Annotated in this window: 19 protein-coding genes and 2 pseudogenes; 9 read left to right on the forward strand and 12 right to left on the reverse strand. The window is 70.9% G+C overall.

Going from position 1 to position 21,048, the window contains the following annotated elements:
* Window positions 1-111: 111 nt before the first annotated feature.
* Window positions 112-345, reverse strand: coding sequence for a hypothetical protein (locus F4559_RS36595; protein ID WP_184676567.1), 234 nt, complete (start codon window positions 343-345; stop codon window positions 112-114).
* A gap of 73 nt (window positions 346-418) precedes the next feature.
* Here F4559_RS36595 and F4559_RS36600 point away from each other — a divergent pair, with 73 nt between their 5' ends.
* Both F4559_RS36600 and F4559_RS28840 read left to right on the forward strand, forming a co-directional pair.
* Window positions 419-751 (forward strand): L,D-transpeptidase, encoded by a 333-nt coding sequence (locus F4559_RS36600; protein WP_312865872.1) that lies wholly within the window; start codon window positions 419-421, stop codon window positions 749-751.
* 57 nt (window positions 752-808) lie between these two features.
* A complete protein-coding gene (locus F4559_RS28840) occupies window positions 809-1,246 on the forward strand; it encodes a L,D-transpeptidase (protein WP_184674026.1) in 438 nt (145 codons plus the stop codon).
* Window positions 1,247-1,504: 258 nt separating this feature from the next.
* On the opposite strand, the gene F4559_RS28845 is transcribed toward F4559_RS28840, so the two are convergent.
* Entirely contained in the window at window positions 1,505-2,488 is a 984-nt protein-coding gene (locus F4559_RS28845; RefSeq protein WP_246445354.1) for an NAD(P)/FAD-dependent oxidoreductase, read from the reverse strand.
* Between the two features lie 53 nt (window positions 2,489-2,541).
* Here F4559_RS28845 and F4559_RS28850 point away from each other — a divergent pair, with 53 nt between their 5' ends.
* Window positions 2,542-3,936, forward strand: a complete 1,395-nt coding sequence (locus tag F4559_RS28850) for a class II fumarate hydratase (RefSeq protein ID WP_184674030.1) — start codon at window positions 2,542-2,544, stop codon at window positions 3,934-3,936.
* 173 nt (window positions 3,937-4,109) lie between these two features.
* Here F4559_RS28850 and F4559_RS36930 read toward each other — a convergent pair.
* A pseudogene (locus F4559_RS36930) lies at window positions 4,110-4,518 on the reverse strand (IS982 family transposase); the annotation flags it as partial.
* On the opposite strand from F4559_RS36930, the gene F4559_RS28855 reads away from it, so the two are divergent.
* The gene (locus tag F4559_RS28855; protein WP_184674032.1) at window positions 4,421-4,624 is read left to right on the forward strand and encodes a hypothetical protein; all 204 of its coding nucleotides are present in this window, start codon (window positions 4,421-4,423) and stop codon (window positions 4,622-4,624) included. The pseudogene F4559_RS36930 and the gene F4559_RS28855 sit on opposite strands and share 98 nt — an antisense overlap.
* 17 nt (window positions 4,625-4,641) lie before the next feature.
* Here the strand turns inward: F4559_RS28855 and F4559_RS28860 are convergent, their stop codons facing one another.
* The gene (locus F4559_RS28860; protein WP_184674034.1) at window positions 4,642-5,748 is read right to left on the reverse strand and encodes a DMT family transporter; all 1,107 of its coding nucleotides are present in this window, start codon (window positions 5,746-5,748) and stop codon (window positions 4,642-4,644) included.
* Window positions 5,749-5,794: 46 nt separating this feature from the next.
* On the opposite strand from F4559_RS28860, the gene pdxR reads away from it, so the two are divergent.
* The 3 genes from pdxR to F4559_RS28875 all read left to right on the forward strand — a co-directional run bounded on the left by pdxR (window position 5,795) and on the right by F4559_RS28875 (window position 9,359).
* The gene (gene pdxR, locus F4559_RS28865; protein ID WP_184674036.1) at window positions 5,795-7,231 is read left to right on the forward strand and encodes a MocR-like pyridoxine biosynthesis transcription factor PdxR; all 1,437 of its coding nucleotides are present in this window, start codon (window positions 5,795-5,797) and stop codon (window positions 7,229-7,231) included.
* A 99-nt stretch (window positions 7,232-7,330) separates the two neighbouring features.
* Window positions 7,331-8,848, forward strand: coding sequence for an ATP-dependent DNA ligase (locus F4559_RS28870; protein ID WP_184674038.1), 1,518 nt, complete (start codon window positions 7,331-7,333; stop codon window positions 8,846-8,848).
* A gap of 355 nt (window positions 8,849-9,203) precedes the next feature.
* The gene (locus tag F4559_RS28875) at window positions 9,204-9,359 is read left to right on the forward strand and encodes a hypothetical protein (protein WP_184674040.1); all 156 of its coding nucleotides are present in this window, start codon (window positions 9,204-9,206) and stop codon (window positions 9,357-9,359) included.
* Between the two features lie 12 nt (window positions 9,360-9,371).
* Here F4559_RS28875 and F4559_RS36935 read toward each other — a convergent pair.
* A pseudogene (locus F4559_RS36935) lies at window positions 9,372-9,841 on the reverse strand (IS982 family transposase); the annotation flags it as partial.
* A gap of 262 nt (window positions 9,842-10,103) precedes the next feature.
* Between F4559_RS36935 and F4559_RS28880 the strand changes: the two are divergent.
* Window positions 10,104-11,543 carry a GuaB1 family IMP dehydrogenase-related protein gene (locus tag F4559_RS28880; RefSeq protein ID WP_184674042.1) on the forward strand — a complete coding sequence of 480 codons (1,440 nt, stop codon included), beginning with the start codon at window positions 10,104-10,106 and terminating at the stop codon, window positions 11,541-11,543.
* Between the two features lie 450 nt (window positions 11,544-11,993).
* Here the strand turns inward: F4559_RS28880 and phoH2 are convergent, their stop codons facing one another.
* The 3 genes from phoH2 to F4559_RS28895 all read right to left on the reverse strand — a co-directional run bounded on the left by phoH2 (window position 11,994) and on the right by F4559_RS28895 (window position 15,744).
* The gene (gene phoH2, locus F4559_RS28885; protein WP_184676331.1) at window positions 11,994-13,283 is read right to left on the reverse strand and encodes an RNA 5'-3' helicase PhoH2; all 1,290 of its coding nucleotides are present in this window, start codon (window positions 13,281-13,283) and stop codon (window positions 11,994-11,996) included.
* 422 nt (window positions 13,284-13,705) lie between these two features.
* The gene (locus F4559_RS28890) at window positions 13,706-14,959 is read right to left on the reverse strand and encodes a DUF885 domain-containing protein (protein WP_184674044.1); all 1,254 of its coding nucleotides are present in this window, start codon (window positions 14,957-14,959) and stop codon (window positions 13,706-13,708) included.
* 5 nt (window positions 14,960-14,964) lie between these two features.
* A complete protein-coding gene (locus F4559_RS28895) occupies window positions 14,965-15,744 on the reverse strand; it encodes an isoprenyl transferase (RefSeq protein WP_184674046.1) in 780 nt (259 codons plus the stop codon).
* 121 nt (window positions 15,745-15,865) lie between these two features.
* Here F4559_RS28895 and trhA point away from each other — a divergent pair, with 121 nt between their 5' ends.
* On the forward strand, window positions 15,866-16,492 hold the full coding sequence (gene trhA, locus F4559_RS28900) for a PAQR family membrane homeostasis protein TrhA (protein WP_184676333.1): 627 nt from the start codon (window positions 15,866-15,868) through the stop codon (window positions 16,490-16,492).
* Window positions 16,493-16,531: 39 nt separating this feature from the next.
* Here the strand turns inward: trhA and F4559_RS28905 are convergent, their stop codons facing one another.
* Genes F4559_RS28905 through F4559_RS28920 form a run of 4 tightly spaced genes read right to left on the reverse strand, consistent with a single transcriptional unit; the run spans window position 16,532 to window position 21,044 of the window.
* Entirely contained in the window at window positions 16,532-17,755 is a 1,224-nt protein-coding gene (locus tag F4559_RS28905; protein WP_184674048.1) for a tyrosine-type recombinase/integrase, read from the reverse strand.
* A 36-nt stretch (window positions 17,756-17,791) separates the two neighbouring features.
* Window positions 17,792-18,061, reverse strand: a complete 270-nt coding sequence (locus F4559_RS28910; protein ID WP_312865873.1) for a helix-turn-helix domain-containing protein — start codon at window positions 18,059-18,061, stop codon at window positions 17,792-17,794.
* Window positions 17,989-19,587, reverse strand: a complete 1,599-nt coding sequence (locus F4559_RS28915) for a replication initiator (protein WP_184674052.1) — start codon at window positions 19,585-19,587, stop codon at window positions 17,989-17,991. The genes F4559_RS28910 and F4559_RS28915 overlap by 73 nt, the downstream gene beginning before the upstream one ends.
* Complete coding sequence (locus F4559_RS28920; RefSeq protein WP_312865874.1) at window positions 19,584-21,044, reverse strand: FtsK/SpoIIIE domain-containing protein; 1,461 nt, start codon at window positions 21,042-21,044, stop codon at window positions 19,584-19,586. The genes F4559_RS28915 and F4559_RS28920 overlap by 4 nt, the downstream gene beginning before the upstream one ends.
* Window positions 21,045-21,048 lie beyond the last annotated feature (4 nt).

The raw sequence follows: 21,048 nt of genomic DNA on the forward strand, positions 1-21,048 counted from the left end.
GGCCGTCCCGCCACGCGCGGGGCGGCCCGTTCCGTTTTCGTTACCCCTCGCAGGCAACCATCGTGATCTAGCTGACGTCTCCTTCGGTCAGGTGAGTCACTTACGGGGGTGTCAAATGCGCAGAGTCATGGTGGCCGGGGTCGCGTTGCTGGCCGTGTCGTGCGGGTCGGACCCCGTGGCCTCCTCGGTCGCCACTCCTTCGACCACCGCTTCCCCGACTGCTTCCCCCACCACCGCGCCGTCCTCCACCACCGCGCCGTCCTCCACCGCTGCGCCGTCCCCCACCGCCGCGCCGTCCCCCACCGCACCGGGGGTACCCGTCGAACTGTCCCCCACGACGATCACGCCCGCCCCTGAACCGGCACCCCGACCGCAGACGGCACCGCCCGCCACCACGGTCGGGACCCCGTGCGAGGTCGTGGAAGGCGCCTGCATCCGCCTGTCCACCCGGGAAAGTTGGCTGATCGAAGGCGGCGTGGTCGTCCTGGGCCCGGTGCCGATCACGTCCGGCCGGCCCGGCTACGAGACGCCCGTCGGCCGCTTTCCGGTGCTGTACAAGGTGAAGGACGAGTGGAGCATCCCCTACGACGCGCCCATGCCGTATTCGGTGTACTTCACCAACTACGGCATCGCGTTCCACGAGGGCAGCCTCACCGACCTGTCGCACGGCTGCATCCACCTGTCGCCGGAGGCCGCGCGGCGCTACTTCGATTCCCTCCGGACGGGCGACGTGGTTCAGGTGGTCGCCTGATCCGAGCGATTGCATCCTCACTCGGACGGGTAATCCAGGTCCAAGGGGTGATTCGAGATGAGGAGAACGCTCGGCACCGCACTCGCCACCGGCTTCGCCGCGGTGGTCCTGACCGCCGGTACGGCACCGGCCTGGGCCGCGGGCGGCACGCCGTGTTCGATCCAGGAAGGCGCGTGCCTCAAACTGTCCACCAACCAGGCGTGGCTGGTCTACCACGGCAACGCCAGTTACGGCCCGGTGCCGGTCACCCACGGCCGACCCGGGTACGAGACGCCCACCGGCACGTTCCCCGTACTGCGCAAGGTCCGTAACGACTGGAGCATCCCCTACAACGCGCCCATGCCGTTCTCGGTGTACTTCACGTCCGACGGCATCGCGTTCCACGAGGGCAGCCTGACCGACCTGTCGCACGGCTGCGTGCACCTCTCGCACGCCGCTGCGGAAACGTTCTTCGACAACCTGCTCCCCGGTGAACAGGTCCAGGTCGTGCCCTGACCACAGGCCACACCACGACGGCGACACCGAAAGCCAACACCGACGCATCGATGAACCCGGCCGGCACCGACAGGCCTTGACGGCCACCGGCCCACCACGGCGCCGCGCACCCCGGCTCCACCGCCGCGGTCGCGCCGCCGATCGGTGCGAGGACAAGAACACCGCCCGACCGCCCACGCACCGCCGTCGTCCTGGCACCGTCGTCCTGCCGCCACCGACCCGACGACCGACAGCCCGACGACCGGCCTTCCGGTGCGGTCACCCGGCCGCGCTGGAGTGCCCCGGGAACAGGTGCGCGTCGGGATCGAGCAGCACGGCGATGTTGTTCACCGCCGTCGCGGCCTCCCCGAACCCGGTCGCGATGAGCTTGACCTTGCCGGGGTAGGTGGCCACGTCACCCGCCGCGTAGACCCGGTCGAGCGCCGTCCGCATCGTCGTGTCGACCACGACCGCCCGGTGGTCCAGTTCCAACCCCCAGGACTCGATCGGCCCGAGGTCGGCGGTGAACCCGAGCGCCGCGACGACGGCCTGCGCGGGCAACGCCTTCCGATCACCGCCCTTGAGGCCCAGCTCGACCTCCCGCACGACGTCGTCACCGCGCAGTTCGAGCACCTCCGCATCGGTGATGATCTCCACGCCCAGCTCACGGACCTGGCGCACGGTCGGCGGATGCGCGCGGAACGTCGCCCGCCGGTGGACCAGCGTCACGCTCGCCGCGATGGGGTGCAGCGCCAGCGCCCAGTCGAACGCCGAGTCGCCGCCACCGACCACCACCACGTCCTGTCCGGCGTACACGCTCAACTTCGGCACGAAGTGCACGACCCCGCGCCCGAGCCACCCGTCACCGACCGGCAGCGGTCGCGGCCGGAACTCCCCGATCCCGGCGGTGATCAACACCGCACCGGCTCGCACCGTCGCGCCGTCGGCGAGCCCCACCACGAGCTGATCATCCACTGTGGACAGTTCACGCGCCTGTCTCCCGAGCAGGTAGGTCGGACTCCACTGTGCGGCCTGCCGGACGAGCGCGGCCACGAGGTCCCGCCCGCGCACGGCCGGGAACCCGGCCACGTCGTAGATCATCTTTTCGGGGTACATCGCGGTGATCTGACCGCCCGCCTCCGGCAGCGAGTCGACCAAGGCGACGGACAGGTCCCGGAATCCGGCGTAGTAGGCGGCGAACAGGCCCGTGGGTCCGGCTCCCACCACGAGCAGGTCGACCTCTAGGTCCATGGGTCCGACCATAGGTGGTCGAGGCCACCGTGCCCACCGACGCGCGTCGGTGGAGACTCGAAGGCATGGGTGAACAGGACTACCGCGTAGAGCACGACACCATGGGCGAGGTCCGGGTGCCGGTCGACGCACTGTGGCGCGCGCAGACGCAACGCGCGGTGGAGAACTTCCCCATCTCCGGCCGCGGCCTCGACCGCGCGCAGATCCGGGCCTTGGGCCTGCTCAAGGCCGCCGCCGCCCGGGTCAACGCACGCCTGGGCGTGCTCGACGAGGACGTGGCGACGGCCATCGCCGAGGCCGCCGACGCGGTCGCGGAAGGCGACCACGACGCCCACTTCCCGGTCGACGTCTTCCAGACCGGTTCGGGCACCTCGTCCAACATGAACGCGAACGAGGTCATCGCCACCCTGGCGAGCCGCGCCCTGGGCCGGGACGTCCACCCCAACGACCACGTCAACGCCTCGCAGTCGTCGAACGACACCTTCCCCACCACGCTGCGCGTCGCCGCGACCGAGGCGGTGGCCCGCGACGTGATCCCCGCGCTGGCCCACCTCGCCGAGGTCCTCGACGCCCGCGCCGCCGACTGGGCCTCAGTGGTGAAGTCCGGCCGCACGCACCTCATGGACGCCGTGCCGATCACTCTCGGCCAGGAGGTCGGCGCGTGGGCCACCCAGGTGCGCAACGGCATCGCCCGCCTGGAGGCGAGCCTGCCGCGCCTGGCCGAACTCCCGATCGGCGGCACCGCCGTCGGCAGCGGCCTCAACGCGCCCGCCGGTTTCGGCGCGGCGGTGTCGGCCGAACTGGCCGCCGCGACCGGCCTGCCCCTGACCGAGGCACGCGACCACTTCGAGGCCCAGGCCACCCAGGACGGCGCGGTCGAGATCTCCGGCCAGCTCCGCACCACGGCCGTGAGCCTCTACAAGATCGCGAACGACCTCCGCTGGCTGGGCTCGGGCCCCCGTACAGGCCTGGCGGAACTGGCCCTGCCCGACCTCCAGCCCGGCTCGTCCATCATGCCGGGCAAGGTGAACCCGGTGATCCCCGAGGCGACGATGATGGTCGTCGCCCAGGTCGTCGGCAACGACGCCGCCGTGGCGTTCGCCGGTTCCCAGGGCAACTTCCAGCTCAACGTCATGCTCCCGGTCATCGCCCGCAACGTCCTCGAGTCGGCACGACTCCTGTCCGCCGTCGCACGCCTGCTGGCGGACAAGGTCCTGACCGGCGCCGAGCCCCAGGTCGACCGTCTGCGCGAGTACGCCGAGTCCTCCCCGTCCATCGTGACCCCGCTCAACCGCCACCTCGGCTACGAGGAGGCCGCGTCGATCGCCAAGCAGTCCCTCAAGGAGCGCAAGACCATCCGCGAGGTCGTCCTCGAACGCGGCCACGTACCGGGCAAACTCACCGAGGCGGAACTCGACGAAGCCCTGGACGTCCTCCGCATGGCCCACGGCGGACGCTGAAACACCTCCTCCCATCACCCGACGCCCCAGCCCACGAACCTGACCGGCCGAAGCCCACGCCGCGCCCAGCCCGGTAACCCGAACCAGGTCCCGCACCACATCGGCCCCGAAGTTCCACCGCACGAAAGGCCCCGAACCTCCCCGACCTGGACGAGCAATGCGTAAGTCGGTAGGTGGTCGCGGGCGGTCAGGGACCGGGTAACGGGTCGGCCGGTTACGCGGTCGTGCCGGTTGGCTGTGGTCAGGGCCGGAAGGCGTTGGGCGATGCGGACTCCGACGCCCTCGATGGTGCGTCCGCCGTGCCGTTCCAGGTCGGGCCGGCCCGTGAAGAGGCCATCGACCGACTCGATGAGCCGGCAGTCGGACTTGCGCAGCGGCTCGCCGGGCGCGGGGTCCGGTTGCGGTAGAACGGCCGGATCAGCCGAACACCAAGCTCGTACGGGAACCGGTCCGGTTCGGCGGAGAGACGTGGCCCCTGTCGGCGATGATCGACAGGCCGGGCCGGTCGGCGGGCAGATGGGGTTCGTGGTCGCGGATGGCCGTGGGCACCTGGCGCTCGTCGATCTTCGGGTCGGCCGATGCCCGGGTGCCCGCCGTCCACCTGGGACGGCGGGCACCCGACCTTCACCACCACAAGGCGCGCACGCCCCCGTCACTCCCGCGCACCCCGCCGGACACCGCGTGGTGAAGGCATCCGGAAAGCCCTCACCCAACGGCCACGACACGCCCCGCTTCGCCGCCGTCGCCCGACGCAGCACCAACAGACACCGCACCAGCCGACGCAGCACCGGCAGGGACCGCACCGGCCGAACCAGGTCGGGCCGCCACCGATCTGTCCGACTCCGCACCAGCCGAGGAAGGGCAGGCCGACTCGACACCGGTCGCCACCACACCGGCCAAGACAGGTTCGGCCGCCACGGCACCGCCGTCCCCGCCCGCAGAGGACGACTCGTCCGAAACGACCCGCGCCCCACGCCGCCACAGGCCCACCGCACACCCACCGGCCACGGCCACGGCACCCGCGAACGCGACCAGCGTGGCCTGCTGCGCGCCCAACGCCACGGCGGCCACCAGCCCCGCCACCGGCATGAGCCCGACCAGCACCCCGGCCCGGTCGGCACCCAACCGGTCCATGGCGAAGTACCAGAGGACGAAGGCGACCGCCGTCACCAAAACCCCCAGCACCACCAACGCCGCCCCTTCGCGGACCGTGGGCACACGCCACCCACCGACCACCGAGCCGACCACGCCGCCCACCGCCGCGGCGATGAAGCAGCACCACATCGACACGGCGACCCCGCCGAGGCGCCGCACCACCCCGACGGCGAAGAGCGTGAACGACGCCTCGCACACCATCGTCAACACGGCCAGCACAAGCCCCGGCCCGTGCCACGCCCCACCGCCGGACAGCGCGACGACACCCGCGACCACGGCCCCGGCACCGACCACCGGCATCAGCGCCGGTCGACGCCCCGCCAGCAGGGGCGCGACCAACGCCAACACCAGCGGGCTGGCACCGAGCACCGCCGCCACGAACCCGGGCTCGGCGTACCGCTGGGCGTACAGGACACACGCGTTGAACCCGAGCATCCCGAAGCCCACCAGCGCCACCAACGCCAGCCAGTCCCTGCGCCGCGGCAACACGACCCGTTCACGGCGCAGCAACGTCAATCCGAGCAGCAACACGCCACCCAACGCGTAGCGCAGTGCCTGCCCCGTCAGCAGCGGGTAGTCCTGAAGCATCCCAGTCGTGGGAACCGAGGCGCCCACGATCACCGACGACAGCACACCGGCCACAATCGCCATTCGCATGACAACACCCTCGCCGGGCAGTGGACCAGGATTAAGCTCCACTTCGATGGCCACGAACTGGACCACTTACCGTGAACTCCTGCTCCCCCACCCGACGGGACGTCGCCGCGCCGTGGAGTCCGAACTGCGCCGCGCGGTGCGCGACGGCCGTCTCGCCCCCGGCACCCGCCTGCCGTCCAGCCGGGACCTCGCCGCCCAACTCGGCGTAGCCCGAGGCACGGTCACCTCGGCCTACGCCCAACTGGTCGGCGAGGGCTACCTGGTCGCCAGGCGCGGCTCCGGAACCGCGGTCGCCGCCGCGGTCACGTGGCCCGACGCCCCACCGGCCGACCGGCCGCCGGAGGACGCCGCACCACCCCGCCGCTGGCGGTACGACCTGCGCCCCGGCCTGCCCGCACTCAACGCGTTCCCACGCGACGAGTGGTCACAGGCCCACCGCACCGCCCTCGCCGGACTCCCCGCCGACGCCCTCGGCTACCCGGACCCGGCCGGGTACGCGGGCCTCCGCGCGGAGCTTGCCGACTACCTCGGCCGGGTCCGGGCGGTGGCCGCCCGGCCGTCCGACGTGGTCGTCACCGACGGCGCCGCCGAGGGACTCGCCCTCGTGGCGAAAGTGTTGCGCGACAACGGACACCGCACAGTCGCCGTCGAGGACCCATGCCACTTCGGCAGCACCGCCCTCCTGTCCTCACACGGCTTGGAGGCCGTGCGAGTACCCGTCGACGAACGGGGAATCCGCGTCGACCGATTGGCCGCCACGGACTGCCGCGCCGTGCTCGTGACCGCGGCCCACCAGTTCCCGCTCGGCGTCGTGCTGCATCCGGAACGCCGACGGGCCCTGCTGGCATGGGCACACGACCGCGACGGCCTCGTGGTCGAAGACGACTACGACGCCGAACACCGCTACGACCGACCCGCGACCGGCGCGATGCAGGCACTCGACCCGAACCGTGTCGTCTACCAGGGCAGCACGAGCAAGGTGCTCGCACCCGCACTACGCCTCGGCTGGCTCGTCCTGCCGCCCGTGTTGCACGCCGCCGTCGTGCAACGCAAGCGGATGAACGACCTCGGCACGGCGACCCTTCCGCAGGCCGCACTCGCACACCTGATGCGCTCCGGCGGCTACGACCGCCATCTGCGACGCACCCGTCAGCTGTACCGGGCACGCCGCGACGCGCTGCTCTCCGCGTTGGCCGAAGAGCTGCCGACGTGGGAACCGATCGGTGTCGCGGCCGGGCTGCACGTGGTGATCCGCCTGCCGGACGGGACCGACGACGTTGCCGTGCAAGGACGTCTGGCGGGCAGAGGCGTCAACACCCTCGCATTGGCGGACTTCGCCGGGACACCGACTTTTCCGGGGTTGGTCCTGGGCTACGCGGCCACGACCCCGGACCGGCTGCGGGCGGCGGTGCGGATCATGGCGAGCGTCGGAACCGTGGGCACATCCGTTCGAACACCTCCTCTCGATTCACGACCAAGGTAGCCACCACCAGCACGGACTCGGCAAGTACCGCCATACGATCGTGTGACACAGCACGGTTACCGACCGGTATTTGTCAGGGGTCGGGTGCACCATGGCCGCATGTTGTTCTCCGAGGTCGTCGAGACGTCCGCCGCGGTGGCGGCGACGCGCTCCCGCCTGGCCAAGGTCGCCGCCCTGGCCGGACTGGTACGCCGGTCGACCACGCCCGCGGTCGTCTCGTTCCTGGTCGGTGCACCGAGCCAGGGCCGCGTCGGCGCGGGTTTCCGCACCGTGTTCGACCTTTCCGTGCCGCCGGACGGTGAGGCGACGCTGACGGTGTCCGATGTGGACGAGGCGCTCGGCGCGTTCGCGGGGATCAGCGGCAAGGGCGCGGCGGGCAGGCGGGCCGAGGCGTTGGCCGGCCTGTTCTCCCGCGCCACGGAATCCGAACAGGACTTCCTGCGCCGGTTGCTGACCGGGGAACTGCGCCAGGGAGCGTTGGAAGGGGTGATGCTGGACGCGATAGCGAAAGCCTCGGACGTGCCGGGCGAGGTGGTGCGCCGGGCGTTCATGCTCAGCGGGAGCCTGTCGGAGACGGCTTCGGCCGCGTTGTCGACAGGTGTCGAGGGCCTGTCGGCGTTCCGGCTCCAGGTCGGCCGTCCGGTCCGACCGATGCTGGCCTCCCCCGCGGCGTCCCTACCGGAGGCGTTGGCAGAGCTGGGTTCCTGCGTGGTCGAGCACAAGCTCGACGGCGCACGGATCCAGGTCCACCGGCAAGGGGACGAGGTCCGGGTGTTCACCCGGACGCTGCGGGAGATCACGGCATCGGTTCCGGAGCTGGTCGAGCTGGTGCGGGGACTGGCATGCGACTCGGTGGTGCTCGACGGGGAGACGCTGGCGCTCGACGACAGCGGCAAACCGCGGCCGTTCCAGGAGACGATGAGCAGGTTCGGCGCACAGGACACCCGGGAACTGTTGCTGAGCCCGTTCTTCTTCGACTGCCTGCACCGGGACGGTGTCGATCTGCTCGACGAGCCGTTGCGCGCACGGCTCGCGGCGCTGCGCGACATCGCGGGCGAGCACGTCATTCCCGGCTTGTCCGATCCCGACGGCGACCGTGCGGCGGCCGTGCTCGACGAGGCGTTGGACGCCGGGCACGAGGGCGTGATGGTCAAGTCGCTGGAGTCGGTCTACGCGGCCGGTCGGCGTGGGCGGGCGTGGCAGAAGGTCAAACCCGTCCACACCCTCGACCTGGTCGTACTGGGTGTCGAGTGGGGCAGCGGTCGCCGCAAGGGCCTGCTGTCCAACCTGCACCTGGGCGCCCGGGACCCGGACGGCGGTCCGCCGATGATGGTGGGCAAGACGTTCAAGGGGCTGACCGACGAACTGCTGGCTTGGCAGACCCGCGAACTGCTGGCCATCGCCACCGACAAGAGCGAGTGGGTGGTCGAGGTCCGTCCCGAACTCGTGATCGAGATCGAACTCGACGGCGTCCAGACGAGCACGCGGTATCCGGGCGGCGTAGCGCTGCGCTTTGCCCGGGTCGTCCGCTACCGACCCGACAAGGACGCTGCCGAAGCCGACACGATCGACACCGTGCGAGCGTTGTCGCACAAGGCAGGTGGTGCCATTGGCTGACGCCCCTTGCACGGATTCCGGCCCGCGGGTCCGACCGCTCAGAACAGCCGGCCGGTCATGGCGTCGCCTTGACGACCTTCCGGGTCCGTCACGGTGGGGCATGTCGGTCGTGGGTGCCTGCCTTGGGTTTGGCGATGGCGAACGATGCGCGGCGGACGAGAACGATCGGCCGCTCACCGTTCGACTCGCAATGAACCGACGCGTCGGCGTCGTTCCAGGATCACCGTGTGTACGGAGATCCTGGCCGACGGACGGTGGCCGGGTCCGAAACCGCCGATCCCGACGCGCCGCCACCAACCAGGTCTCGGGCGTGCCGACGACCGGACCGCATCGGAACTCGCCCTGCACGCGGTGCGTGCCGGCATCGCCCGCCACCACGCTGCTCGGCACCCGACTCCTGGTGGCGGCTGCCCAAGCGGCCTGCGGCAACGGCCAGGACGGCCACCCGCTCCCGGCCTTCGTGCCGCCGGTCTGCCTGGTGCCCTGGATGGGGCATGCGCTGGACGGGTAGGGCGTAATTCGGTCAGCGGTCGTGGGCGGTCAGGGTCGGTTGACGAGTTGGTGGGTCTTGTCGTTGTGCCGGATGGCGGCGGCGAGGCCAGAACGCGTTGGAGCACGAAGGCGATCACGCCAGCGGGTGTGCGTCCGCCGTGTCGTTCGAGGTCGAGTTGGCCGTTGGAGGTCTGGTTGATCGACTCGACGGCCTGGCACAGCGGCTTGAACAACGCCGTACCGGGTCGTTCGGCCCCGCCTTTGCGGGCCCGGCCGCAACGGGACCGGCCCGGCCAGGGCCTGTTCGACGTCGTGGCCGTAGTACCGGCGGTCGGGAGCTGACCCGTCGTGCGGTCGTCAGGTCGAGATCGGCGTGGAGGATGTCGAGTCGGGTGGTGCGTTCGTCGGGTGGTGCCCCGGTCAGGCCGAACCTGACCGGCAGTCCGCCCGGCGTGCGGACCGGGTGCGTGCGCAGACCCCGAACCAGCGCGAATGCGAGGCGCCGGTCCACGGTGTCGCGTCGGCCAACCGGGGCCATAGGCCGATTCGAGGACGCCATGGAGCCAGATCCGGGCTCTGCCTGGCTTCCCGACGCACGGGTCCGGTGGACTCGAGGATCGGCGAGCAGCGGGGTGCTCGCGGCGATCCGCGATCAAGACTCCCTGCCTGCCGACCCGGCCCGGTGGTCAGCGGGTGGAGGTCGGACTGTCGGCAGTTGTCGCTTCTCACGGCGGAACGGAGGTGTGCGGGGTATCAATCGGGTGTGCGATTCATCGAGGGGCACCGGCCCAGTCACGATCTGACCTACGACGACGTCTTCCTCGTTCCCGGCCGGTCGGCGGTCGAGTCCCGGTTCGGGGTGGATCTGTCGACCTTCGACGGGACAGGGGCCACGATTCCGGTCGTGGTGGCCAACATGACCGCGGTCGCGGGGCGGCGGATGGCCGAGACCGTGGCCCGGCGCGGCGGGTTGGTGGTGCTGCCCCAGGACATGGCGCCGGATGCCGTCGCCGAGATCGTCGGGTGGGTCAAGGCGCGGCACACGGTCTGGGACACGCCGTTGACGCTGGAGCCCGGTGATTCCGTCGCCGATGCGCTCAACCTGCTGCACAAGCGGGCGCACGGTGCGGTGGTCGTGGTCGACGGCGACGGACGGCCGGTCGGGGTCGTCGACGAGGGTGCGTTGGCCGGGGTGGACCGGTTCACGCGGTTGCAGGACGTCCTGGACGAGCGGGTCGTCACCGTCACGCTCGGGACTCCGTCGCGTGAGGTGTTCGGGCTGCTGCACGGCGGTTCGCAACGGGTCGCGCTCGGGGTCGACGGCGACGGGGTGCTGCGGGGCGTGCTGACCGAACTCGGCGCGTTGCGGGCCGAGGTGTACGCGCCGGCGGTCGACGCCGACGGACGGTTGCGGGTCGCGGCGGCGATCGGTGTCAACGGCGACGTGCGCGCCAAGGCCGCCGACCTGCTCAAGGCCGGGGTGGACACGCTGGTCGTGGACACCGCGCACGGGCACCAGGAAAAGATGATCACGGCGCTGCACGCCGTGCGGTCGTTGGAGCCCGGGGTTCCGGTGGTCGCGGGCAACGTGGTGACCGCCGAAGGCGTGCGGGACCTGGTCGAAGCGGGTGCGGACGTGGTGAAGGTCGGCGTCGGGCCGGGGGCCATGTGCACCACGCGCATGATGACCGGGGTCGGCCGACCGCAGTTCTCGGCGGTCGCCGAGTGCGCGACGCAGGCACGTGCGCTGGGCAAGCACGTGTGGGCCGACGGCGGTGTGCGGCATCCGCGTGACGTCGCGCTGGCGTTGGCTGCCGGGGCTTCCGCGGCCATGGTCGGTTCGTGGTTCGCGGGGACCTACGAGTCGCCCGGCGACCTGCACCGCGACGAGGCGGGACGGCTTTACAAGGAGTCGTTCGGCATGGCCTCGAAGCGGGCGGTGAGTGCGCGGACCCGAAGCGACAACGCGTTCGACCGGGCGCGGAAGGGGTTGTTCGAGGAGGGCATCTCCGCGTCGCGGATGCGGCTCGACCCGGCGCGGGCGGGGGTCGAGGACCTGCTGGACTCGATCACGGCCGGTGTGCGGTCGGCCTGCACCTACGCGGGTGCGACCACCCTGGAGGAGTTCCACGGGCGGGCGGTGCTGGGCGTGCAGTCGGCGGCCGGATTCGCGGAGGGTCGTCCGCTGCCCGCCGGGTGGTGATCACCGAGGCTGCGACTCCCGAGGCGGTGACCAACGCCCGCGACCAGCGATGTCCTGTTCCCGAGGCAGCGACCACCAGGGGCGACCACCAAGAGGTGACCACCAGGGAGGCGAACGCTTGGAAGGCGAACACTTCGGCAGGGAACGGGTGGCGGAGAAGAGTCGGCCGGTGGGCAGGCGGGCAGGCGGGCCAGAGAAGTCGACCGGCGGTCCGCAAGGCCGGACGTCAGGTCCGCGAACCGACGAGTGGCAGGCAAACCGGCGACGCAAGCCGACCCGCGACGCAAGCCGAGTGACAGCGTGCGAGCCGGAGGGCGAAAACTCGCGAAACCGGGCGGGCCGGCAGGAGGCGCCCGGACAGGCACAGCCGAAGCGACCCGCGACCCGTAGCCGAGGTGCACGGAACAAGCCCCACGCCGGGCAGGGAGACCTGCCCGGCGCGGGGTGGGATCAGGACGCGTAGTCCTCCAGCATCTCGGTCACCAGGGCGGCGATCGGCGAGCGCTCCGAGCGGGTCAGGGTGATGTGTGCGAACAAGGGGTGGCCCTTGAGCTTCTCGATCACCGCGGCCACACCGTCGTGCCGCCCCACCCTGAGGTTGTCGCGCTGGGCGACGTCGTGGGTCAGCACCACCCGGGAGTTGGCACCCAGCCGCGACAGGACCGTGAGCAGGACGTTGCGCTCCAACGACTGCGCCTCGTCGACGATCACGTACGAGTCGTGCAGCGACCGCCCCCGGATGTGGGTCAGGGGCAGGACCTCGAGCATGCCCCGGTCCATGATCTCCTCGACCACGTCCTGGCTCACCAGCGCGCCCAGCGTGTCGAACACGGCCTGTGCCCAGGGCTGCATCTTCTCGGTCTCCGAACCCGGCAGGTAGCCCAACTCCTGCCCGCCCACCGCGTACAGCGGCCGGAAGACCACGACCTTGCGGTGCTGGCGCCGTTCCATCACCGCTTCCAGACCCGCGCACAGGGCCAGCGCCGACTTGCCCGTACCGGCTCGTCCGCCCAGCGAGACGATGCCGACCTCGGTGTCGAGCAGCAGGTCGAGGGCGACGCGCTGCTCAGCCGACCGGCCGTGCAGGCCGAACGCCTCGCGGTCGCCGCGGACCAGCCTGATCTGCTTGTCCGGCGTCACCCGGGCCAGGGCGCTGGATGTCCCGGCCAGCAGGCGCAGACCGCTGTGGCACGGCAGTTCGGCCAGTCGGGCGAGGTCGACCGTCGACGGGTCGACGGTTCCTTCGCGGTAGAGCGCGTCCACGACGGACTGGTCCACGTCCACGTCCGCCATGCCGCTGTACCCGGACAGGGTCACGTCGTGCGCCCGGTACTCCTCGGCCGCCAAGCCGACCGCGCCCGCCTTCACGCGCAGGGGCATGTCCTTGGTGACCAGGACGACCTTGTGCCCCTCGGCCGCGAGGTTGAGCGAACAGGCCAGGATGCGGGCGTCGTTGGAGTCCGTGCGGAAACCCGCGGGCAGCACCTCCGGGTCGGTGTGGTTCAACTCGACGCGCAGCGTGCCGCCGACGTCCCCGATCGGCACGGGGCTGTCGAGGCGACCGTGCCGCAACCGCAGGTCGTCGAGCAGTCGCAACGCTTCCCGGGCGAACCAACCCAGCTCGGGGTGGTTCCGCTTGGCCTCCAGCTCGCTGATCACCACGAGCGGCAGCACGACCTCGTGCTCCGCGAACCGCGAGATGGCCAGGGGGTCGGAGAGCAACACGGACGTGTCCACCACGTAGGTGTGGCACGCCGGCGCGCCACGGCGCCGGGAAGTGCTGCGCGGTGAGCCTGAGGAACGGCTCGCGGGTCGTCGTGCGTTCACGGCAACTCCCTCACGAACGCGGCACCCGCGTCCGCTCCTCGCTGGGCCAGGCACTACCCTGATAGGCCGGTGCGCGCTACGCGTACCGACCACAAGGGCCGGGTGCCGGCCCCCTCGCGCCAACCGCCACGATCAGGGCCTCCCTGCGCGGTCCGCAGTGGACGCGGTCCGCCACTGCGGAAGTTACCTCCGCAAGCACTCCTTTTGCAGGCAGCCACACAGGTGATTCGCCAATTCGTCACCTCACCGACGCACCCGCGAAAGATGATCCGTTCGGCCTATTGCGTTACGAAAACGGTATCGCGACGTGTTGACGCGTACGCCGTCGTGGCAGCTCAGGACAGGTTCACACGACCCACCGGTCGGATTTTGCCATGGTCGAAGGACAATCGGGGAATTCCTGCCGACAGTTCCCGTTGAACCATTCGAGGCACAAGCGGTTCGTCCAGAAGGCGCAGATACCGGTCCTGGAGCGTCTCAGCGGGTGGACGCACGTCCAGCCATGCTTTCAGCAACCGGACGCCTTCCACGTACGTTGTGGTGTACGCCCGCCACAGAGGGTCACCGAGGAAGCGCACCAGCTGCCGCGCCCGCACCTCGGACACCAGCAGCCACCGGCACAGGAACGCCACCACGTCGTCGGGGTGGGCGCCCCGGTCGTGCAGCATCAACGCCGCGTCCTGCCGGACCGCGAGCAGCCCGGCCGACGCCGCCTCGACGCGTTCGCACGCCTCGCCCGCCATCCGCAGGCCGAGTTCGGCCAGGACGTCCTGCGCCCACCGCCCCCATCCCGGTCCGACGGCCGCGTGCAGCCCGAGTTCGGCCAGGCCCTCGGCCATCAGGCACTGCGGCGTGTCGATCAGGAACAGCGACCGCTCGGCGTGGCCGGCGAGCCCGACCTCCTTGCGGCAGTGCTCGGTGTGATGACCCGGGTACGACTCGTGCGCCACGAGGTGCGGCAACGTGGACATGCGGTGGCCGAGGTCGGCGTTGACCGCGACGCGCGACCGGAACCCGCCCAGGTAGTGGTTGAACCCGCTCCACGACCGGTCCCGGACGACCTCGTACTCGACCGCCTCCCCGGCGGGCAGCGCAAACCGCGACCGCACCACGCCCCGCAGCGCGCCGGACAACGCCTCGACCGCGCCCTTGAGCCGTCGGCGCGGCACGCGGTCGGCGCACCGGTGATCGGCGAGCCGCCCGGCCAGCGGACCCCGGCCGGGCAGCAGGTCGTCGAGTTCGCGGTGCACGCGCAAGTACCGGTCCTGGTCGCCGGGCACGGGCGTGACCTGGTAGTACGACTCGACCTCGGCGACGAACCCGATCCGCGCACCGGCCAGCGCGCGGGCCGTGCACTCCATCGCGACGAGTTGCGCGTGCAGGAACTCGCGGCGGACCGGTTCCAGGTCGGCGTCCGCCACGGCCCGACGCAGGTCGGCGGCACGGACGGCCAACGCGGCGGCGTGCGGACGCGACTCGTCCCCGACGATCCGCCGCAGCACCGGGTCGCCGGTGTACGAGTCGACGAGACCGGGACGCAGTCGGCCCAGGCGAAGACCCAGGAGCAGGTACTCGCGGACGACGTCCATGCGGTTTACGAACCGAAGCGGCGGTGCCTGATCGCGTAGTCGCGCAACGCCCGCAGGAAGTCGGTCCGCCGGAACTCCGGCCAGTACGCCTCGCAGAACCAGAACTCGGAGTGCGCCGACTGCCACAGCATGAACCCGGACAGCCGCTGCTCGCCGGACGTGCGGATGAGCAGGTCGGGGTCGGGCTGGCCGGAGGTGTACAGGTGCTCGGCGATGTGGTCGACGTCGAGGACCTCGGCCAGTTCCTCGATCGTGCCGCCGGACTCGGCGTGCTTCTGGAGCAGCTTGCGGACCGCGTCGGCGATCTCCTGCCGGCCGCCGTAGCCCACGGCGACGTTGACGACCAGGCCGGTGCGGTCGGCCGTGCGCAGGGCGGCGGCGGACAGCCGGGCCGCGGTCTCGGTCGGCAGCATGTCGAGCGCGCCGACGTGCCGCACGCGCCACGGGTTACCGGGTTCGGCGATCTCGTCGACGATGTCGGCGATGATGTCCAGCAGCGGCAGGAGTTCCGCGGCCGGGCGGTCCAGGTTGTCCGTCGACAGCATCCACAGCGTGACGACCTCGACCTCGGCCTCGCGGCACCAGGCGAGCAGTTCGAGGATCTTGCGCGCACCGGCCCGGTGCCCGTGCGCCACGTCCTCGAACCCGGCTTCACGAGCCCACCTGCGGTTCCCGTCGAGCACGACGCCCACGTGCCGTGGTCGTTGTTTGCCGGCGAGCCACCGGTTCAGCCGGAACTCGTAGCCTTTGAGGAGAACGTGCTTGACATGCTCGCGGACACCCACGCCGGTAGAGCGTACGCCGGGTGGCCCCGCTCACGCCGTCCCGTGCCGGCCGCACAACCTACCGTCCCGTAACCTCGGTCCGGTGACAACGCTCAACCCGGCTCCCGCGCTACGCCCGCGCATGCGGGGCTGGCTGCACCTCTGGTCGTTCGTCGTGTCGGTCGGCACGGGGGCGACGTTGATCGCGCTCGCGGCGTCGACCGCGTCCACGAAGGCCACGCTGGCCGTGTCGGTGTACGGCGTGACGGTGCTGGGCCTGTTCGGCGTGAGCGCGCTCTACCACCGGGTGAACTGGGTGAGCGCCAGGGCGCGGACGTGGATGAAGCGCCTGGACCACTCGATGATCTTCGTGTTCATCGCGGGCACCTACACGCCGTTCGCGCTGTTGGCGATGCCGCCGGACACGGGCAACGTCGTGCTGGCCGTGGTGTGGTTCGGCGCGCTGGGCGGCGTGACGTTGAAGCTAGTCTGGCCGCACGCCCCGCGCTGGCTGGGTGTGCCGATCTACATCGCGCTGGGCTGGGTGGCGGTCTTCGTGCTGCCGGACCTGCTGGAGCACGTCGGGGTCGGAGCGTTGGTGCTGATCGTGGTCGGCGGCCTGCTGTACACGGCGGGCGCGATCTTCTACGCCTCCCGCTGGCCCGACCCGTGGCCCCGGGTGTTCGGCTACCACGAGTTCTTCCACGCGGCGACGGTCGTCGCCGCGTTGTGCCACTACATCGCCATCTGGTTCGCGGTCTACTCCTGAACTGCGGTTTTACCCCTCTCAGCACCCCTATTTCCATGATCAGGCCGTCTCCAGGCCGTCAGGCCGCCCCCTGGGCTTGAAGAGGCGATCGGCGGCCCGGCGGCTCCGGTCGTGACTGGTCGGCATCAGGTGGGTGTAGGTCCGGAGCGTGAAGCCCGGGTCGTGGTGCCCGAGGTTCAGCGACAGCGCCTTGATCGACACCCCGTTCTCCAACTGACTGGAGGCGTAGAGATGCCGAAGGCCGTGCATCCCGTCTTCCCGGGGGCGGTACTCCAGCCCGGCCGTGGCGAAGGCAGGTCGCCAGACTCCCATGTTGAACACCTGACGCCTGCACGCCGTGCCTCCCATCGACAGCACGAGCCGAGCCGTCACCATCTCGCCGCCGGGTCGCTCCCACGGCAACGTCACGTCGACAGGCGGGAAGTCCGCCATGTGGTCATCCAGGGCATCCAGGACGCCGCCACCCAGCGGAACCGTCCGGGCCTTCTTGCTCTTGGGCAGGGCGTACACCAACTGGTTGCCGACGATCCGGACCTGACGAACCACGTTCAGCTGCAAGGCGTCACGATCGATGTCATCGACCGCCAAGCCGAACACCTCACCCTGCCGCAGACCTGTCCCACCACCGAGGACGAGCGCGATCCTGTACTCGATCGGCAGGGCCAGCCGGACCGAACGCATCCGAGCTTCCGGCCACGGCGTAACCCGTCGCTCAGGCGGTGAAGGCCGCTGCACGCTCCGCGCCTTGCACGGGTTGGAGGTAATGATCTTCTCCTCCACGGCCGCATTGAGGATGGACGACAGCCGATCGAACAGCAGTTGCTGATAGCGGAGGCTCAGCCCCGCGTCCCCAAGCCAGCCGATCCACTCGCGGACGCGCGGGATGGTGATCCCGCTCATCTTCATCCGGCCGAAGAACGGTTCGATGCGCTTGTCCACTTGGTTGTGAAGGTTCTCCTGGGTCGCCGCGTCCTGCGACTGCCCGCCGAACCACGTCACGACGTACTTCGAGAACAAGATTTCTCCTGCCCTGGGGTCGACGTACTTACCTTCCCTCTTGTCCGACTCGACCTCAAGCAGGAAGTCGTCGGCCCGCTTCTTCTGCCGGTCCGGGAAGCTCTTGCTCTTCTCGTTGTCCTGCGGGTCGAGGTAGCGCACCTTGTAACGCAGTCCCTTCCCGTACGACGAGGTCTTGACCCGCGTGACCTGACCGGACACCGGGTCGGTGACCTCCTTCCACCAGCGGTCTTGGATGTGACCCATGGCAGGCTCCTCCTGTCTGTCGAATTGCTGAAACCTCTACGCGGCGGCGTCTTCTTCGACCCACCGACGAACCTGAGCGGGCACGTAGCGAAGGTGCTTGCCCACTTTGCGAACCGGCGGTCCGTACCGCCGCCACTTCCATTGGTAAAGCGTCTTCACCGGGACCCCCAGGAAGATCGCGACCTCGTCAACGCTCCACAAGGGTTCAACCTGCGCCATGATTCCCCCCGCCATCAAGCCGCTATTGCCGAAACTTCGGGCGGTCCCGCTGCTGCGAGTAGTGCGCGGTCGTACTCGGCTCGCCATCGGGTCCGTTCGGCGATGGCGTGCATGAGCTGGTGCGCGCGTGGCGGGACGTTCGGGTCTCCGGGCCGGACCTTGTGCCAGACGAGTCGGGAGGTGTCGGGTTCCGGCTTCTCGATGCCGACCGCTGCCAAGGCGTCGAGCACGAACCGCTTCCGGTCCGCCCGGTGGTCGGCCAGGGTCTTGCCCGACCACTTGCGCGACACGAGCACCCGCCGTCCGGGCAGGCCGAGCGTCGACCGGCGGTGCGCCCGACCTTTGCAGTGGCCGGGGATGGTCCGGGGACCGGCGCCGCGCGGTTGGACGCTGTGGAGCAGCCAGACCGGGCACCGGTCCGAGCAGGGCGTGACGGCCAGCTCATCGGCCAGACGGTCGGCGTGCCGCCGTTGCCGGTCGGTACGCTGGTCGACCACCTCGCCGATCGACTTTGTCAGGTATTTGCACAGGTAGCCGATGTGGCGTCCGGCTTCTTCCGTGCCGCCGAGGATGCCCTTGGAGTGCACCTGGCGGCCGAAGCGGACCACGTGCGCGGGTTCGTCGGCCGCCTGGACCGCGTCGTCCCACAAGGTGAGTGGTCGGCGGGTGTCGGGGTCGACGAACGCGTCGGCCCGTGCGTCCCAGACGGGCGGGTGGTCGCGGTCGTAGGCGGGTTCGTCGTGTCGTGGCCACCAGACCTGGTGGTAGGTGGCGGCGGTGACCAGGCGGATCGTCGCGTGCGGCAGCGAGCCGCGGAACGCGGCGTGCAGGTGCGGCGCGGCCCGGCGTTGGGGTTCGACGGTGGCGAAGTACTGCACGTCCCATCCGGCGACGCGGCGCAGGTTCTGCCACCACCGGTCCACCAGCGACGCGAAGTGCACCGCGTCCCGCGCGGCCCGCCGGTAGTCGTAGGTCGTCGGGTCCACGGGGGTGCCGTCGTCGTGGACACGGCCGTAGGTGTCGAGGGTGAGCGTGACGAACATCGAGGGCCGGAACCGACCCGCGTACTCCCGTCCGACGGTCCGCTTCTCGACCCGCCGCCGGGGCAGGTCCGGCGCGTCCTGACGGCGTTTCGTAGACCGCTTCACCGGCCGCGCGGCGGGCAGGTCCGGCGAGGGCAGCCGACCCCGCACGCCGAGTTGCCGAAGTTCCGCGTCGACCGAGTGGACTTCTTCCCTCAGCTCATCCGCGTGCCCCGCCTCCCCGGACCCGACCGCCTCCCGGTACGCCGTGACCAGGTCCGCGCGGAAGGTCGTCAGCGCCGTCTCGTCCTCGGACGGTCGACGCGGCGTGAGGTCGGGTTCCTCCGTCAGGTGCCAGCCCTCGCGGCACTGGGCCATCCGCAACGCCCTGGCCTTGCGGGCACACGGCCCGCACACACTCTCCACAGTGGACCCGCACGGCACGGCCACGTACCGGACTTCGAAGCTCTCCCGGTCCTCGACCTCCATCGTGAACGGCCGCACGCACACCCCGTACTTCTCCGCAGCCGCCTTGGCCACGTCCAGCGCCATGGGTTGGCGCATCCGCTCAGCGCGAGTCCCGCCGTTCATGCCGCCTCCTGCCACTGGTCGCCGTCGTCGGGCTGTTCGTGGACCCGGCCGTAGGTCAGGTAGTCGCGCAGCTCCACCAGATCGCCGTCGGTCACGTGGAACGCGCGGGCACGCTCCGGCTCGCGGCGGTCGTCCTGCTTCACCCAGGCGACACCGGGGGTGTCCTCGCCGATCTCATGCGCCGCCGCACCCCGCTCCCGGACCCCGTCGCCGAGCACCATGTCCACCTGGCCCGGTTCGTCCAGGCGCAGCGCCACACGGGTGGAGAACAGGTGCCGGAACCCGACGACCTCCTTGCGCGGGTCCTGCACCAGACCCACCACCGCATAACCCGGCGCCCGGCCCTGCGAGGTGATCGTCTGCACCGCCCGCACCGCGCGTTCCCGCAGGCCCTTGTCCGGCTGGTAGGCGACCAGGTCCGCGAGTTCGTCCACCACCAGCACGGTGAACGGCTCACCGGCCGACCGCGTCCACAGCCGCCGCACACCCCGGTAGCGGGACGCGCGTTCCCTCACCTGCGCGGCGACGGCCTCCAACAACGCGACCGCGTCGGGCCCGTTGTCGTAGACGACGCGGTCGAACGCCTCCGGGCACTGCCCCAGTTCCATCCCGCCCTTCGGGTCGATCCCGACCAGGCGGACCAGACCGGCCCGCACGGCCGGGGCCAGGAACCAGACCAGCGACCACAGCACCGAGCCCTTGCCCGCACCCGGCACGCCGACCACCAGGACCTGGGCGCCCAGCAACCGCAGCCGCCACGGCCGCCCCGACTCCGTCACCCCCACGACCACCCGGCGGAAGTCCACCTCCACCCCGCCCAGCGCGGGGACCGGGACCGGCCGGGCCAACGGGTCCGAGTGCACGAAGTCCAGCTCCACCACCCGGGGCCGCAGCACCCGCACCCGACACGACCGGGCGCCGAACGAGTGCGCCAACCCCTCCCGCCGCGCCTCCCACGCGTCCGGCGCCTGGCCGGGCACCATCCGCACCCGGACCCGGTCCCGCCACCCCTCCGACCGCACCCGCCGCAACCGGGGCCGGTACTCACGCCCCCGGTCCCGACCGACCAGGCCCGACAACCGCACCACCGACCGCCACCGGGGCACGTACACCGTCGCACGGCGCCACTCCGTCACCACCCGCAGCCAGAACCACCGCAGGAACGACCGCCGCCACAGCCCCCACCACAACTCCAGGGCCGCCACCAGCGACAACAACGCCAGGACCAACGGCGACAACCCGAACCGCCACCAGACCCACGCCGAGCCCGCGAGCACCACGACGGCGATCGGGTACCGCAGCACGACGAACACCAGCCGCACCACCGCCACGACCAGCGACCACACCAGGAAGACCAGCACGGCCAACCACCGCAGCCGCCCCGGCATCAACATCCACCACGGCACACGCGGCCGGGCACCCTCGAACGGCGCCGGATCGACCCACCGCCCGCTCACCGCG

The sequence above is a fragment of the Saccharothrix violaceirubra genome, from assembly GCF_014203755.1.
Classification (GTDB): domain Bacteria; phylum Actinomycetota; class Actinomycetes; order Mycobacteriales; family Pseudonocardiaceae; genus Actinosynnema; species Actinosynnema violaceirubrum.

Coding starts and splice junctions, on each gene's coding strand:
- F4559_RS28860 (WP_184674034.1), bottom strand. CDS start 5,748: ATGCGAATGGCGATTGTGGCCGGTGTGCTGTCGTCGGTGATCGTGGGC.
- F4559_RS28850 (WP_184674030.1), top strand. CDS start 2,542: ATGGGTGAACAGGACTACCGCGTAGAGCACGACACCATGGGCGAGGTC.
- trhA (WP_184676333.1), top strand. CDS start 15,866: ATGCGGGGCTGGCTGCACCTCTGGTCGTTCGTCGTGTCGGTCGGCACG.
- F4559_RS28890 (WP_184674044.1), bottom strand. CDS start 14,959: ATGGACGTCGTCCGCGAGTACCTGCTCCTGGGTCTTCGCCTGGGCCGA.
- F4559_RS28905 (WP_184674048.1), bottom strand. CDS start 17,755: ATGGGTCACATCCAAGACCGCTGGTGGAAGGAGGTCACCGACCCGGTG.
- F4559_RS28855 (WP_184674032.1), top strand. CDS start 4,421: ATGATCGACAGGCCGGGCCGGTCGGCGGGCAGATGGGGTTCGTGGTCG.
- F4559_RS28910 (WP_312865873.1), bottom strand. CDS start 18,061: ATGGCGAGCCGAGTACGACCGCGCACTACTCGCAGCAGCGGGACCGCC.
- F4559_RS28915 (WP_184674052.1), bottom strand. CDS start 19,587: ATGAACGGCGGGACTCGCGCTGAGCGGATGCGCCAACCCATGGCGCTG.
- F4559_RS28840 (WP_184674026.1), top strand. CDS start 809: ATGAGGAGAACGCTCGGCACCGCACTCGCCACCGGCTTCGCCGCGGTG.
- F4559_RS28845 (WP_246445354.1), bottom strand. CDS start 2,488: ATGGTCGGACCCATGGACCTAGAGGTCGACCTGCTCGTGGTGGGAGCC.
- pdxR (WP_184674036.1), top strand. CDS start 5,795: ATGGCCACGAACTGGACCACTTACCGTGAACTCCTGCTCCCCCACCCG.
- F4559_RS28870 (WP_184674038.1), top strand. CDS start 7,331: ATGTTGTTCTCCGAGGTCGTCGAGACGTCCGCCGCGGTGGCGGCGACG.